The sequence below is a fragment of the Marinospirillum insulare DSM 21763 genome (genome assembly GCF_000686905.1).
GTDB classification, from domain to species: Bacteria; Pseudomonadota; Gammaproteobacteria; order Pseudomonadales; family Halomonadaceae; genus Marinospirillum; species Marinospirillum insulare.
The window spans coordinates 178,015-191,234 of the sequence record NZ_KK366037.1; the positions used below are offsets into that span (position 1 = coordinate 178,015).

At 42.3% G+C, this 13,220-nt stretch carries 17 protein-coding genes; 6 read left to right on the forward strand and 11 right to left on the reverse strand.

Annotation, left to right across the window (positions count from 1 at the left end):
- The first annotated feature begins 4 nt into the window (after nt 1-4).
- Genes fmt through fic form a run of 3 tightly spaced genes read left to right on the forward strand, consistent with a single transcriptional unit; the run spans nt 5 to nt 2,885 of the window.
- Entirely contained in the window at nt 5-979 is a 975-nt protein-coding gene (gene fmt, locus BP27_RS0114535; protein WP_027852154.1) for a methionyl-tRNA formyltransferase, read from the forward strand.
- Nucleotides 976-2,283 (forward strand): 16S rRNA (cytosine(967)-C(5))-methyltransferase RsmB, encoded by a 1,308-nt coding sequence (gene rsmB / locus BP27_RS0114540; protein ID WP_027852155.1) that lies wholly within the window; start codon nt 976-978, stop codon nt 2,281-2,283. Before fmt ends, rsmB begins: the two co-directional genes overlap by 4 nt.
- Nucleotides 2,280-2,885, forward strand: coding sequence for a protein adenylyltransferase Fic (gene fic / locus BP27_RS0114545; protein WP_036240553.1), 606 nt, complete (start codon nt 2,280-2,282; stop codon nt 2,883-2,885). The genes rsmB and fic overlap by 4 nt, the downstream gene beginning before the upstream one ends.
- A gap of 94 nt (nt 2,886-2,979) precedes the next feature.
- On the opposite strand, the gene BP27_RS16555 is transcribed toward fic, so the two are convergent.
- The 7 genes from BP27_RS16555 to BP27_RS0114580 form a co-directional block, all read right to left on the reverse strand.
- Complete coding sequence (locus tag BP27_RS16555; RefSeq protein WP_051610611.1) at nt 2,980-3,399, reverse strand: type II toxin-antitoxin system YafO family toxin; 420 nt, start codon at nt 3,397-3,399, stop codon at nt 2,980-2,982.
- A gap of 2 nt (nt 3,400-3,401) precedes the next feature.
- Nucleotides 3,402-3,950, reverse strand: coding sequence for a hypothetical protein (locus tag BP27_RS0114555; protein WP_027852157.1), 549 nt, complete (start codon nt 3,948-3,950; stop codon nt 3,402-3,404).
- A gap of 183 nt (nt 3,951-4,133) precedes the next feature.
- Nucleotides 4,134-4,559: a hypothetical protein gene (locus tag BP27_RS16895; protein WP_150112085.1), complete on the reverse strand. Its 426-nt coding sequence runs from the start codon at nt 4,557-4,559 to the stop codon at nt 4,134-4,136.
- Between the two features lie 22 nt (nt 4,560-4,581).
- Entirely contained in the window at nt 4,582-4,917 is a 336-nt protein-coding gene (locus tag BP27_RS0114565) for a type II toxin-antitoxin system PemK/MazF family toxin (protein ID WP_027852158.1), read from the reverse strand.
- The gene (locus BP27_RS0114570) at nt 4,914-5,144 is read right to left on the reverse strand and encodes an AbrB/MazE/SpoVT family DNA-binding domain-containing protein (protein WP_027852159.1); all 231 of its coding nucleotides are present in this window, start codon (nt 5,142-5,144) and stop codon (nt 4,914-4,916) included. The genes BP27_RS0114565 and BP27_RS0114570 overlap by 4 nt, the downstream gene beginning before the upstream one ends.
- Before the next feature lie 105 nt (nt 5,145-5,249).
- Nucleotides 5,250-6,158: a lysophospholipid acyltransferase family protein gene (locus BP27_RS0114575; protein WP_027852160.1), complete on the reverse strand. Its 909-nt coding sequence runs from the start codon at nt 6,156-6,158 to the stop codon at nt 5,250-5,252.
- 32 nt (nt 6,159-6,190) lie between these two features.
- Complete coding sequence (locus tag BP27_RS0114580; protein WP_027852161.1) at nt 6,191-6,472, reverse strand: DUF2782 domain-containing protein; 282 nt, start codon at nt 6,470-6,472, stop codon at nt 6,191-6,193.
- A gap of 113 nt (nt 6,473-6,585) precedes the next feature.
- Here BP27_RS0114580 and polA point away from each other — a divergent pair, with 113 nt between their 5' ends.
- The gene (polA, locus tag BP27_RS0114585) at nt 6,586-9,366 is read left to right on the forward strand and encodes a DNA polymerase I (RefSeq protein WP_027852162.1); all 2,781 of its coding nucleotides are present in this window, start codon (nt 6,586-6,588) and stop codon (nt 9,364-9,366) included.
- Between the two features lie 193 nt (nt 9,367-9,559).
- Here polA and BP27_RS0114590 read toward each other — a convergent pair whose 3' ends face one another.
- The 3 genes from BP27_RS0114590 to BP27_RS0114600 form a co-directional block, all read right to left on the reverse strand.
- Nucleotides 9,560-10,216 carry a hypothetical protein gene (locus tag BP27_RS0114590; RefSeq protein ID WP_051610613.1) on the reverse strand — a complete coding sequence of 219 codons (657 nt, stop codon included), beginning with the start codon at nt 10,214-10,216 and terminating at the stop codon, nt 9,560-9,562.
- 27 nt (nt 10,217-10,243) lie between these two features.
- Complete coding sequence (locus tag BP27_RS0114595; protein ID WP_027852164.1) at nt 10,244-11,443, reverse strand: MFS transporter; 1,200 nt, start codon at nt 11,441-11,443, stop codon at nt 10,244-10,246.
- A 106-nt stretch (nt 11,444-11,549) separates the two neighbouring features.
- Nucleotides 11,550-12,050 carry a MarR family winged helix-turn-helix transcriptional regulator gene (locus BP27_RS0114600; protein WP_027852165.1) on the reverse strand — a complete coding sequence of 167 codons (501 nt, stop codon included), beginning with the start codon at nt 12,048-12,050 and terminating at the stop codon, nt 11,550-11,552.
- 105 nt (nt 12,051-12,155) lie between these two features.
- Here BP27_RS0114600 and BP27_RS0114605 point away from each other — a divergent pair, with 105 nt between their 5' ends.
- Nucleotides 12,156-12,386, forward strand: coding sequence for a DNA polymerase (locus BP27_RS0114605; protein WP_027852166.1), 231 nt, complete (start codon nt 12,156-12,158; stop codon nt 12,384-12,386).
- A 149-nt stretch (nt 12,387-12,535) separates the two neighbouring features.
- Nucleotides 12,536-12,967, forward strand: coding sequence for a hypothetical protein (locus BP27_RS0114610; RefSeq protein WP_027852167.1), 432 nt, complete (start codon nt 12,536-12,538; stop codon nt 12,965-12,967).
- Here BP27_RS0114610 and BP27_RS0114615 read toward each other — a convergent pair.
- Nucleotides 12,956-13,220 (reverse strand): IS30 family transposase (locus BP27_RS0114615; protein WP_027852168.1); only part of this gene is annotated, 265 nt, incomplete at its 5' end. The genes BP27_RS0114610 and BP27_RS0114615 overlap by 12 nt on opposite strands.

Genomic DNA, 13,220 nt, shown 5'->3' on the forward strand with positions numbered 1-13,220 from the left:
TTAGATGCGTATTATTTTTGCTGGAACACCTGAATTTGCGGCAACCAATTTACAAGCCTTACTGAATGCTGGGCATGACATTATTGCTGTTTACACCCAGCCAGACCGCCCAGCTGGACGAGGCCGCAAACTAAAACCCAGCCCAGTTAAAGCCTTGGCGCTTGAGCACAACCTACCCGTCTTTCAGCCTTTAACGCTTAAAGACCCAGCTGCCCAACAAGAATTAAATGCACTAGAAGCCGATTTAATGATCGTAGTAGCCTATGGCTTGCTGCTGCCGCAAGTGGTTTTAGATATGCCGCGTTTAGGCTGCATTAATGTTCACGCCTCTCTATTACCTCGCTGGCGTGGTGCTGCGCCTATTCAACGTGCCTTGTTAGCTGGTGACCAAGCCACTGGCGTTACGCTTATGCAAATGGATGTTGGCCTAGACACAGGCGCAATGCTGTTAAAAACCCATTGCCCGATTACCAGCACAGACACCAGCGCCAGCCTACACAACAAGCTAGCCGAACAAGGCGGTGACGCTTTATTGGAATTACTGCCACGGCTAGCAAAAGGTGAAATTACCGCTGAACCACAAAACGAAGCCGAAGCCACCTATGCCGCCAAATTAAGTAAAGAAGAAGCGCAAATTAACTGGCAGCTGCCTGCAACAGCAATTGACCGTGCCGTTCGTGGTTTTAATCCTTGGCCAGTGGCTTGGTTTAAAGACGGCGAAGAAGTAATAAGAGTTTGGCAGGCTGAAGTCGTGCATGAAACAGAAGCACTCATTGAAACAGAGACACCAAGAAACGCAGTAGCAGGCACTTTAGCTGCTGTGGTTAAAGACGGTTTAATTGTGGCTTGTGGTAAAGGCTGGTTAAAAATCACCCGCTTACAACTGCCCGGAAAACCACAAATGCAGGTCAGCGATTTACTCAACGGCAACCCAGACCGCTTCACTGCCAATACAGACCAGCAACAGGTATTCCAATGAGCGAAGGTGTAGACGCACGCTTAAAAGCCATTCAAGCCTTAATGCCAGTGGTGCAACAAAAAGCCTCTTTAACCAGCAGCCTACCCAAAGCGCAACAAAGGCTAAGCAGCGAAGATGCTTCACTTACCCAGGCTCTAGCTTTTGGTGTCTGCCGCTTTTATACCCGTCTTAATTTTTTAGCAGAACAATTATTAGAACGCCCCTTTAAAAGTAAAGATTTAGACGTGCATTTATTACTGCTAATTGGGCTTTACCAATTACAAGAAGAGCGAGTTGCCGACTATGCCGCCATAGACACCTGCGTAGAAGCCAGCAAACACTTAAAAAAACCTTGGGCAAGCAACTTAATTAATGCCTGCCTTAGACGCTTTCAAAGAGAAAAAACCGACTTAACCACACTAATGGAAGGCAAAGAAATTGCTGCCACAGCCCACCCACAATGGCTGTTGAAAAAAATCAAAAAAGCTTACCGCCAAGATTGGCAAGCTATTTGTGCAGCGAACAATTTACAACCACCCATGACGCTTAGGGTGAACCAACGCCAAACCAGCCGTACTGCCTACCTGCAACAGTTAGAAGAACAAGGTATTGAAGCAACCGCTACACCCTTTAGCCCTTGGGGCATTACCCTCGCCCAGCCCACACACCCTGCTAATTTACCTAACTTTGCCGAAGGTTTTTTTAGCGTACAAGACGAAGCCGCCCAGCTAGCACCTTTAGTGTTAGCCATTCAAAACGGACACAAGGTATTAGATGCCTGCTGCGCACCCGGTGGCAAAACAGCCCACCTAGCCGAAACAGCAGCTATACAACTAACCGCTTTAGATATAGATGCCCAGCGCCTTAAACGTGTTGATGAAAACCTAGCCCGCCTACAAGTTACAGCCGAAGTAAAATGTGCCGATGCTGGCGATGTGCAAAACTGGTGGGATGGTGAACAATACGACCGCATTTTATTAGATGCACCCTGTTCCGCCACAGGCGTAATACGCCGCCACCCAGATATCAAACTATTAAGGCGCGAAACCGACATTGCAGAACTGGCAAAATTACAACAAGAATTGTTAAGCAAGTTATGGCCATTACTTAAAGTAGGCGGCAAATTACTTTATGCCACCTGCTCTATTCTGCCCGAAGAAAACCAACATCCACTGGCCAACTTTTTATACCAAACTCCCAATGCCAAAGAAGTGGTTATTCAAGCAGACTGGGGTACAAAACAACGCCTAGGTAGGCAGCTATTTCCACAAGCCCAAGGGCACGATGGATTTTTTTATTGTTTGATAGAAAAGACGGAATCATGATTTTAGACAACAAACTCAATATCACTCACCAAATTGAACTGGCAAAAGCCGAAGAAAAAATTAGCAAACAAAAAGCCAAACAGCTTTTTGATACTGGTGATATTGAACAAGCTGAAATCGGCACTTATGCTGGCTTATCTTATATTCATGCTTATTTGTTTGACGAAATTTATGAATTTGCAGGCAAACTACGTGAAGTCAATATTGCCAAAGGTAACTTTCGTTTTGCACCGGTTATTTACCTTGCGCCAGCTTTAAAGCAAATTGATAAAATGCCGCAAAGCAACTTTAATCAAATCATTGAAAAATACGTTGAAATGAATGTTGCCCACCCTTTTCGTGAAGGTAATGGTCGCGCTACCCGCATTTGGCTAGACCTTATCTTAAAAAAAGAACTGCAACAGGTTATTGACTGGAACTTGGTTAATAAAGAAACCTACCTTAATGCCATGCAGCGCAGCCCAGTTGATGATACCGATATTAAAAAGCTACTCAAAAACGCCTTAACCAACCAAACACACAACCGCGAACTTTTCATGAAAGGGATAGACGTTAGCTACTTCTACGAAGGCTATAGTGAATTTAAAACTAGCGATCTCTAATTATAGGCAAGCCTCCAGCCCCATTAAAACGCTAGCGATCAGATACAAATTAAGCTTTTAAAATTGACTATAGCCTAATATTACTAGTTTAAACTCAGGAAGAATGAAACTCTTCTGCAATATCTGCATAGCCAGGTAGTTTAGTCTGCTGTTTGCGGCAAATTTTATGGGCAGGCTCTGGAATAAGAGCTATTAATAAATAGCGATAGCGTTCTGAAAAGTGTTGTACGTATACCAAAAACTGATCGCTGGTTTGCTTAATTTGCTGGCGTATCCCACGTTGCTTATAGAGCTTTATTTGCTCGTCTGAAAGCAGGTGAATATGCCAAAGTTCAGACTGAGCAACTTGCACTGGCCAATCAAAAGGAACATCTCTACCAAAGTCTTCAGGTCTGCGTCCTGCCTTATAAGCTAAAAACCTTACTTGAAGATCTTTAGATTTTTCTTCACCCAACGCCTCTATTAAAGAGGAATGTAACTCTATCCTGGGGGCGAGGTTGGCAGTGTAGACCAAAACTATTGCACCAATGCAACGGCTTCACTAGGAGTAAACCCTAATGCTACTAAGCTTTTAGTAGAAGCATCTACGGCTTCTTTTTTGCTCTTAAAGAATGCACCCGTTTCTAAGACCTCATCTTCTTCAAACTGCTTTAGCACTAAATATAGTTTTTCAAAATCATTGCGTACTTTAATAATGGAATTAAGCACTTTTTCATCTAAAGAATGATGAGTTGAAAAACCATTAAAATCTATTTCAGCACGAATGAATTCAACTTGCCCAGAAAACTGCAAGATTGTACTTGCCACAAAGCCCAATGCTTTATTAAGCTCCTCAGCCTCTATATCAACAAGGTCAATAACTCTAGTTGAAAACTGAGATAGCTTGTTTCTAAGCGCCTCACTCTCATTCAAAACCTTGTTTGCTAGTTGCGTTTCAACTACTTTAGCTTGTTCATTACTACTTAGCCCAACGGCACTATTACCAGCTTTAATTAATTGGTGTGCATCTTGCTTTATCTCAGCAACACACATAGAGAATCCTGCAGCTGCTAGTAAATTAATCATGTTTACCTCTTCTCCCCAAGCCAACCTTGAGTTTTTGCACACCAAAATACTAGCATAAACCCTCACCTTAAAATATCTAACTATGATAGCAGCACCTAATAAGGCATTTATTTCCACGCAGCAGGGCAGGGTCAGACGCAATTTAGCTTTTTTAATTGACTCTGCTCTCTTCCTAATTTAATTCTAACCCTGTTTTACCGTATCACCCGCTAACTGCTTTTCAATTTTCACTTCAGTTTCTTCTTTTATCTTCTGTGCAATAATAGCTTCAATTTTCTCACGTTCATCGTGTTCCATACTTTCTAGGTCTTCTTCCGTTAGCCCCATACTTTTCAGAATACGATCGCGCACTTTTTCAGCGTCAGTCATTTGCATCCAAGCTAAAAACTCATCAATAGCGTTGGTGTTGCTTTCATCAGGTTGTTTAAATGCATCAGTATTCATATCAGCAGTCGTAGCACTTACAGTTTTTGTTGCTGCTTTAGCTTGTGCCTGCTGCAAGGTTTTAGAAAAAGCATCAGCGCTATTAGATTTATCCACAAGTGCGGTTTTACCTGCAAGTGTGCCCGGCTGCTGCAAGTATTGAGTGTCTGTAATATAAATAGCCATAAGTTCTACCATTAATTTCCAGCTAAATACTTAAAATAGTTGCTGCTAAGTCTTTAACATTTTTTAAACAACAAGCATTGACTGAATCCACAGTGCGTAAATTTCTTGCTTTCCAATCTAACGATTTTAATTGGTCAACCAAAATCACGCCGGTTGTTTTTTTGCTGCCTTCCACAGCCACTTCAAAAGGATAGCCTTTAGCCTGATTTGTAATAGGGCAAAGCCATGCAAACCCAGTTTTTTGATTAAATAACTGATTAGTTAAAACTAATGCTGGGCGTTTGCCTGCCTGTTCGTGTCCTGCTTGTGGATTAAAGTCTAGTAAAACAATGTCACCCACATCAGGTACAGAACTCATAGCAGCTCATTCCCTACTGAACTAGTCATTAGTTCAATATGGCTATTCTCAGTGGTTATCTTGCCTAGCAATTCCTCTAAAGAAGGTTTAGCTGCTTCTATTACCAGTGTATCTTCTTTTAAAGTAAGGTTTACTTGATCGCCAACTTGCAGCGACAAAGCATCTAAAATGTTTTTGGGTAACCTAAGCGCAGCACTATTGCCCCACTTAGAAATTGAAACAGACATAAGCACCTCCACAGAACCAAAGTAGATACATTGTAGCTACATGAGTAAATAGATGCAATTTCTCACCAATACTTTTTGGCTAATAACCTTTATTAGCAAGCCAGCTTATTTCTTATACACATTTTTCCCTGGCACACTTTTAAAGCGCTTATACGCCCATTGGTATTGTTCAGGCGCATAGGCAATGATTTGTTCTACGCTGGCATTTACACCTGCTACAGCGGTTACTTCATCGTCTGAATAAACCTGTTCATCGGCGGGTATTAGAATTAGCTCAAAACCCCTTCCTTTGGGCAGGCGTTTAGCAAGGGCGGTAAAAACTTTCGCACCCGTTTTTTGTACTAGTTTGGGTAACAAGGTTGCGGTTAAAGCGGGCTGACCATAAAAAGGAACGATTTCGCCACCTTGCCCTTTATCGGGTACTTGGTCGGGTAAAATGCCGATCATTTCGCCACGCTTTAACGCTTTTAAAAGCCCAGCCACGCCTTTTATATTGGCAGGCACTAGGTTGCCACCCATGCGGCAACGCCCTTTACGAATGGTGGCATCTAACTCCGCAAGCTTGGGTTCAGAATACATAAAGGTGAAGTTGGTTTTATGTGACATCAGCTGGGCAATGAGTTCCCACTGGCCAATATGCGGGCCTAATAAAATAATCGGCTGTTTGTTTTTATTAGCTTCTTCAACGGCTTCAATGCCCTGCAAAGAAACAAAATCTGCTAGCACTTTTTCTTTAGGTGCCATCCACATACGCCCCATTTCTAGCATTGTACGGGTAATTTCTATAATGGACTGTTTACCTAACACATCACGTTCTTCTTGTGATAACTCAGGAAAGCACAGGCTTAAATTAACTTTAGCTATGTTTCTTTCACGTTTAACAAAGCGCCACACTAGGCTGCCAATAGGTACTGCTAAAGCTTGCAGCCATGCTAGGGGTAGCAGTGATAACAACCACCAGCCTTTGGTAATAACACCCGCTTTTAAACGGTTAGAGAGTTTACTTTTTTTCACGTTTTAATTTACTTTTTACCGAAGTTTCACTTTTACCACTTAAACAAGATCCAGCTAGGAATTAATAAACGACCACGTTCTTGGCGTTTATCTAACTGTCCATCGCCTTCAGAATCAACTAGATAGTAGGGTTCGCCTACTTTAGGAATAATTTTAATAGCATATAACTGACCATTCACCCGATACTCTTCAATGGTTCGGTCAGCTTCTTGGCGAATGGTGATTTCGGGTTCTGGTGAATTTGCTAAGGCAAGGCTTGTAAAAGGCACAGCCATTAAAAATACCAGCAAAGCGGTCAAGCGTATTTTTTTCATAAGAATCCCTCCAAGGGATGCGTTGTCTGGCAGAGTTCAGTATGCTTTCTACCACTGCTAATATTAACATTCTAACGCAAACTAACTTTTTACCCTACATTTGGAACAGCCTCATGCAATCTGCCTCTGCACAACTGCCACTTATTTTGGTTGATGGTTCATCTTACCTTTACCGTGCTTTTCATGCTTTACCTCCTTTAGAAACCAGTAAAGGGCAACCAACTGGGGCAATAAAAGGTGTTCTAAATATGCTTAGAAGCCTTATTAAAACTTACCCCAATAGCCCGATTGCAGTGGTGTTTGATGCTAAGGGCGGCACCTTTCGTGATGAGCTTTATGCTGAATACAAAGCACAGCGCCCACCCATGCCCGATGATTTACGTAGCCAAATTGAACCCTTACACGCCAGCGTTAAAGCTCTGGGTTTACCTTTATTGTGCATTGAAGGGGTTGAAGCGGATGATGTGATTGGCACGCTAGCCAGACAAGCCGCCGCCCAAGGTCAAAAGGTGATTATTTCCACTGGCGATAAAGACATGGCGCAGTTGGTTTGCGATAAGGTTTCGTTAGTCAACACCATGACCAACACCTTTATGGATGTTGCTGGGGTTAAAGAAAAGTACGGTATTGGCCCAGAGCTGATTATCGACTTTCTAGCCTTAATGGGTGATAAGTCAGATAATATTCCAGGCGTACCTGGGGTAGGTGAAAAAACGGCTTTAGCTTTACTGCAAGGCATTGGCAGTATGGATGACCTTTATGCCAACCTAGAAAAAATTGCTGATCTTAAATTTAGAGGTTCTAAAACAACCGCTAAAAAGCTCGAAGAAAACCGTGATCAGGCTTACCTGTCTTACCAGCTAGCCACCATTAAGCTGGATTGCGAGCTGCCTTTAAAGTGGCATGAACTTCACTTAAACGAACCTGATACTGCCGCTTTAATCGAGCTTTATAACGAACTCGAATTTAAAGCTTGGCTGCGTGACCTGCTTGATAAAAACACCAGCGATTCATCAGAGCAATCTACAACAGAAAAACAACCAGAAGCAAAAGAAGCAAAAGAAGCAGCAGTACCAGAAACCGTTGCTACTCATTATGAAATAATCTTTAAACAGGACGATTTAGATAAGTGGGTTAAAAAGCTTCAAGATGCCAAGTGCTTTGCCTTAGACACTGAAACCACCAGCCTTAATTATATGCAGGCTGAAATTGTGGGGATTTCTTTTGCAGTAACCGCTGGTGAAGCCGCTTATGTGCCTTTTAGCCATAACTATTTAGATGCACCCAAACAGCTTAACCGTGAAGCAGTCTTAGCCCAACTAAAACCTTTATTGGAAGATCCCAAGCTAGGCAAAATTGGCCAAAACTTAAAGTACGATATGAGTGTTTTGGCGAATCACGGTATTCACCTAAAAGGTATTACAGCCGACACTATGCTGGAATCTTATGTTTTAAATTCCACTGCCACCCGTCACGATATGGATTCTTTAGCCCTTAAATACCTAGGTCGTTCAACAGTTAGCTTTGAAGAACTAGCCGGTAAAGGTGCTAAACAATTAACTTTCGATCAACTAGAAATAGACTCAGCAGGATTTTATGCCGCTGAAGATGCCGATATTACCTTGCAGCTGCACCAAGCCCTTAGCCCACAAGTAAAAGCTATCGGTCGTTTGCAGGAAGTCTTGGATGAACTGGAAACTCCCCTTGTTAGCCTGCTTTCAAAAATTGAGCGTCAAGGGGTAAAAATTGATGTGCCTCTTCTACAGTTACACTCCCAAGAAATGGCAAGACGTATTTTAGAATTAGAAGAAGAAGCCCATGAAATTGCTGGTAAGCCTTTTAATTTAAGCTCTCCCAAGCAACTAGCAGAAATACTCTTCACAGAACAAAAACTGCCCATCCTTAAAAAAACTCCCAAAGGCGCACCTTCAACAGCAGAAGCCATTTTAGAAGAACTAGCCTTAGATTTCCCGCTACCAAAATTAATTATGGAGTACCGTGGCTTATCTAAATTACGCAACACCTATACCGACAAACTACCCCAGCTAGTTGAACAAAGAACTGGGCGGGTACACACTAGCTACCACCAAGCAGTCACTGCTACAGGGCGTTTATCTAGCTCCGACCCTAACTTACAAAATATTCCCATTCGTAACGAAGAAGGCCGCCGTATTCGCCAAGCTTTTATTGCTGAGTCCGGCTATTTGTTGGTGGCTGCGGACTATTCACAAATTGAATTAAGAATCATGGCACACCTATCGGGTGATAAGGGCTTACTAACTGCCTTTGCTGAAGGAAAAGATATTCACCGTGCTACAGCAGCTGAAGTATTTGGCTTACAGCTAGATAAAGTCACCAATGACCAGCGCCGCAGCGCAAAAGCAATTAACTTCGGTTTAATTTATGGCATGAGCGCTTATGGCTTATCACGCCAACTACACATTGATCCGGGCCAAGCTAAGCTTTATATCGAAAAATATTTTGAACGCTACCCAGGTGTACGTCGTTATATGGACGAAACCCGCAGCAGTGCAGCCGAATTAGGTTATGTAGAAACCCTGTTTGGGCGTAGGCTTTATTTACCAGAAATTAATTCACGTAACTTTAACCAGCGCCAAGGTGCCGAACGCACCGCCATTAACGCGCCTATGCAGGGTACAGCAGCCGATATTATGAAAGCCGCCATGTTAGCCGTTGATAAATGGCTTGAAGCGTCTAAGCTAGATGCACGCATTATTATGCAGGTACACGATGAGCTGGTTTTTGAGGTGAAAGAAGATCAGGTGGAAGCATTAATTGCAGGCATAACACCCTGCATGGAAAATGCAGCCAAGCTAGATGTACCTTTATTAGTTGAAGCCGCTAGCGGTAAAAACTGGGATGAAGCGCATTAAGGATTAGCTGGGGTCAGATCCAAATTTAGGCTTTTTAAATTGGCTCTGCCCCCTATGACTATGGATTTCGTTACACTTAAATCAAATCCGAAATACTTACCTTTAAACGATTCCCTACTACAAGACGCATTTCAAATATCTCCATATATTTTATTTTTTAATATTATTAGAACAAAATTTAATTAATTATTGTTTATAGCCGTTCCTTGAGCCAGCTATCATGCAGCCATTTTTCGGTTTTACGATGACCAGGGAAAGAAATCCAAGTAATATCACGCTCAAAGATCAACGGCTGCTCATCTGCACCAACAATAACCCAAAACCATAAGCCGTCAGCTAGGTTACGGGCTTTGACCTTCATGCCTGTGAGTATTACGGTTTCATTACGACCATTACGTTCAATCATAATAGGTTCGTCGTGCGGTTTGACCCAGCTTATCTTCATTCGAGGCAATAGCTCTGGCGCATATTCTTTTAAGAAATTGTGTGCTATTTCTTTACTACGTTCAGGACTTGGTAGAGGAGCGTCAACCAGATCAAGAGAGAGATTGGCAAATCCTTTTATAGTACCGTCAGTGGCGACCACTGAGCTGAAATGCTCTCCTTCTATATTACTGTTACGATCATCCCTGCGTACATAACGCGACAAGATAGCAGCTTCACCATCGACACTCACCTCTCGACTCCAAGCTACTTTATGAGTTGTGGGCACAAGCTGTGATATAACTGAATTTTCCATCGAATACTCCTTAATCTTATGAGTGGCAGCCTGAGTGTAGGCTGGTAATAAAATAGTTGCTGAAACGCTAAACATCGTCAGCAATAAGGTTTGGGAAAATCGTTTTTTCATCCTAGATCTCCAGTAATGAATGTGGCGTTACAAACTAGATGAGTGAGTGATAGCTTCATTGTTACGCCTCAAACCTGTAATGACATAAAGAGCACACCCACCTAGTAAACTCGACAATAAAAACAACATACCTTCGAGGCTCATACCTGCGAGTTGCTGTGCCAGCCAAGGACCGAGACTAGCGCCTACCCAAAGCACAAAAGTGTAAAGTGCTACTGCCATCCCACGTACTGAGGCATCACTAACACTGGTTACCCGAATAATTAGCCCAGGCACACTAATACCAATACCAGCAACGAACAAAAAGCTTGCCACTAACAACCCCCAAATATGACTACTACCCGCTAAAGCACTCAGTGCTAACCCTGAAGCTGCACAGACCAAGCCGACACTAACAACACGTTCTGCACCTAAACGAGGAATAATTGCAGCAACGGCCAAAGGTATAATAAAAGCTGGAGCAGCCAAGGTTCGAAACATCAGAGGTGAAATACCATGATGAGCCAGCTCGGCAGAAAAGCGCATATCTAGCCCCATATAAAAAGCAACAAAACACATCAATAGAAAGAAAGCAGGTACATATACTCGACGTAACCTTGAATCAATTAATAAGCGACCTAATGATAGATAACTTCCTAAAAAGCTTCGTAACTTCATTGGTGCTGGCTTATCTTTAGCTGTACGCCAAAGTTGCCAAGCAGTCAGTGCATAAATACCACTTAAAGGCAAAAATGCAGCTCCCATTCCCCAGCGAAGAGTAATTAAGCCGCCATAAATTTGCCCTAACAAACCAGCTGACAAGAAAGCAGTACTCATCCAAGCAATACTCCAAGCTCGCTGACGTACCGTCCCTCGTTCCGCCAAGAAGGCAATCGCCACTGGGGGAAAAGATGCTGCTATTAGTCCTTGTAAAATACGTCCAATAACTAATTGATACTGTGTGTCCGCTATCGCCAGTAGAATTGTAATAACTGTGAGTGCAATCAATCCACTGACCATTACTTTTCGCCTGCCAAGCCAATCTGATAACGGTCCAAAAACTAAAAAACCAGTGGCATAGGTAAAGCCAAAAGCACTAATCATGCCTGTCGCCCCCACTCCATAACTTTCTTCTAGTAAGTGCAGTACAGGTATAGGTAAGTAGAGCAAAGAAACCACGGCCAACGCACAGAGCACGACTAACATTCGCAAGGCCAACGAGGGTGGAGCAGTGTTAAATGAAGACATACAATATTCCTTACAGACCTATGTTCTTAACTGATATGTAGAAAGCTACATATATAAACAAGAGAACCTAGACTTTTAAGCCTCTTATACCTCAATAAACTATCTCTTAGGAAAGCATACCTGCTTGATTCAGCTTCAACATTAAGCGGTTAAGCATGGCTCGCTCATCACTATCAAAGTTATACATAAGTTTAGCCACCCAAGCGTAATGAGCAGGCAAGGCTTCACCTAATGTTTCGTTGCCATTAGCAGTCAGGTACACCAGCCATGAACGGCGATCTTCTGGATCAGGCTTACGATGGCAAAAATCGCTAGCTTCCATACGGTCAATTGCACGGGTCATTGTTTGTGAAGTTACCGACACACCATCAGCCAATGCACCAATGCTTAAACCCTGAGGGTTACGCTTAAGTAGGATCATAACAAAGAATTGGGTTTGTGATAGCCCGCATGTTTGTGCAAGGTTAGCTTCAAATGCTGCCAACATTTCACTGGTAGCAGACGCCCAGATAAGCCAGCTGTGCAATCCATCCACATCAGGGTTTTGGTATTCTTCCCCGAGCCTCACTAGGGTCTCATAACTGGGTAAATCTTTAAGCTCAAACATGATTTGTTACACCACTATAAAAGACTGATAGCTGCAATGTAGTTGACTACATATCCTGCGTCAAGTTTTTGGGTAAATATTTTTCGTTGATCTAAACCAGTTTCAATGATGCGACTTTACCGGCAAGCGTGCCCTCCTGCTGCTGAAAGCATTGAGCGCCAAGGTGTAAAAATTGATGTTCTGCAGCTGCATTCCCAAGAAATGGCGCGGCGCATTATGGAATTAGAAGAAGAAGCCTATGCAATTGCAGGTAAAGAATTTAACCTAAATTCACCCAAGCAGTTAGCTGAAAATCTTTTTGTTGAACAGAAGTTACCGATTTTAAGGATTAGCTAGGGGGCAGATCCAAGTTTAGGCTTTTTAAATTGGCTCTGATCCCGCTTACTGTTCTTTACTACTATTTACATATTTACAGTATAGACTGTAAGCGTCAGACTTAAAAATCTTTATATGCAATATCAGATAAATTTTACAAGGAGTTAAATATGAAAATGATGGCTTCAACATTCATGCCTACACCCATTACAGCAAACTCGTCAGCACGGGCGAGTTATATTAATAATATGCATACAAGCATACCAAAAGCACACGGCAACACCTCTACACCCCAAAATATGGTAGCGACATCATCACAGCAGAACACGGCAACTATTAAAGTAGTAACAAATCAACTGTCTGCTGATGAACAGCTAGCCTTAGAAAAAGATCTTCAAGACAGGCATGATTTTCATAAAAAACAAGAAACCTCTGCTGCAGACATGGTCTCTGAAACTCAACGTATTTTAGCAGAAGTAGCAAAAGAGCAACCCAGCCTACTAAATAAAAAATTTGATTTCACCAACACTGGCGATGAAATAGACATTATTAAACATGATTTATCTGAAAGAGAATATAATTACTTGGATTCAACTTGCTAGTGCAACAGCCTGTAATTCTTCAAACAATACTTCATTTGGTGTTTTCATTCCAAGTGTTTTCCTAGGTCGGTTATTTAAACGATGCATAATGAATTCAAAATGCTCATCATCTAAGTGCTTAAAGCATGAACCTTTGGGGCAGTATTGACGTATTAAGCCATTTGTATTTTCATTCAATCCACGTTGCCAAGAAGCATAAGGGTCTGCAAAGTAAAAGTCACAATTCAGTGCTTTTGCAATGGCTTGATGCTCA

Coding starts and splice junctions, on each gene's coding strand:
- fmt (WP_027852154.1), top strand. CDS start 5: ATGCGTATTATTTTTGCTGGAACACCTGAATTTGCGGCAACCAATTTA.
- rsmB (WP_027852155.1), top strand. CDS start 976: ATGAGCGAAGGTGTAGACGCACGCTTAAAAGCCATTCAAGCCTTAATG.
- fic (WP_036240553.1), top strand. CDS start 2,280: ATGATTTTAGACAACAAACTCAATATCACTCACCAAATTGAACTGGCA.
- BP27_RS0114555 (WP_027852157.1), bottom strand. CDS start 3,950: ATGATTAATTTACTAGCAGCTGCAGGATTCTCTATGTGTGTTGCTGAG.
- BP27_RS16895 (WP_150112085.1), bottom strand. CDS start 4,559: ATGGCTATTTATATTACAGACACTCAATACTTGCAGCAGCCGGGCACA.
- BP27_RS0114565 (WP_027852158.1), bottom strand. CDS start 4,917: ATGAGTTCTGTACCTGATGTGGGTGACATTGTTTTACTAGACTTTAAT.
- BP27_RS0114570 (WP_027852159.1), bottom strand. CDS start 5,144: ATGTCTGTTTCAATTTCTAAGTGGGGCAATAGTGCTGCGCTTAGGTTA.
- BP27_RS0114580 (WP_027852161.1), bottom strand. CDS start 6,472: ATGAAAAAAATACGCTTGACCGCTTTGCTGGTATTTTTAATGGCTGTG.
- polA (WP_027852162.1), top strand. CDS start 6,586: ATGCAATCTGCCTCTGCACAACTGCCACTTATTTTGGTTGATGGTTCA.
- BP27_RS0114590 (WP_051610613.1), bottom strand. CDS start 10,216: ATGAAAAAACGATTTTCCCAAACCTTATTGCTGACGATGTTTAGCGTT.
- BP27_RS0114595 (WP_027852164.1), bottom strand. CDS start 11,443: ATGTCTTCATTTAACACTGCTCCACCCTCGTTGGCCTTGCGAATGTTA.
- BP27_RS0114600 (WP_027852165.1), bottom strand. CDS start 12,050: ATGTTTGAGCTTAAAGATTTACCCAGTTATGAGACCCTAGTGAGGCTC.
- BP27_RS0114605 (WP_027852166.1), top strand. CDS start 12,156: ATGATGCGACTTTACCGGCAAGCGTGCCCTCCTGCTGCTGAAAGCATT.
- BP27_RS0114610 (WP_027852167.1), top strand. CDS start 12,536: ATGAAAATGATGGCTTCAACATTCATGCCTACACCCATTACAGCAAAC.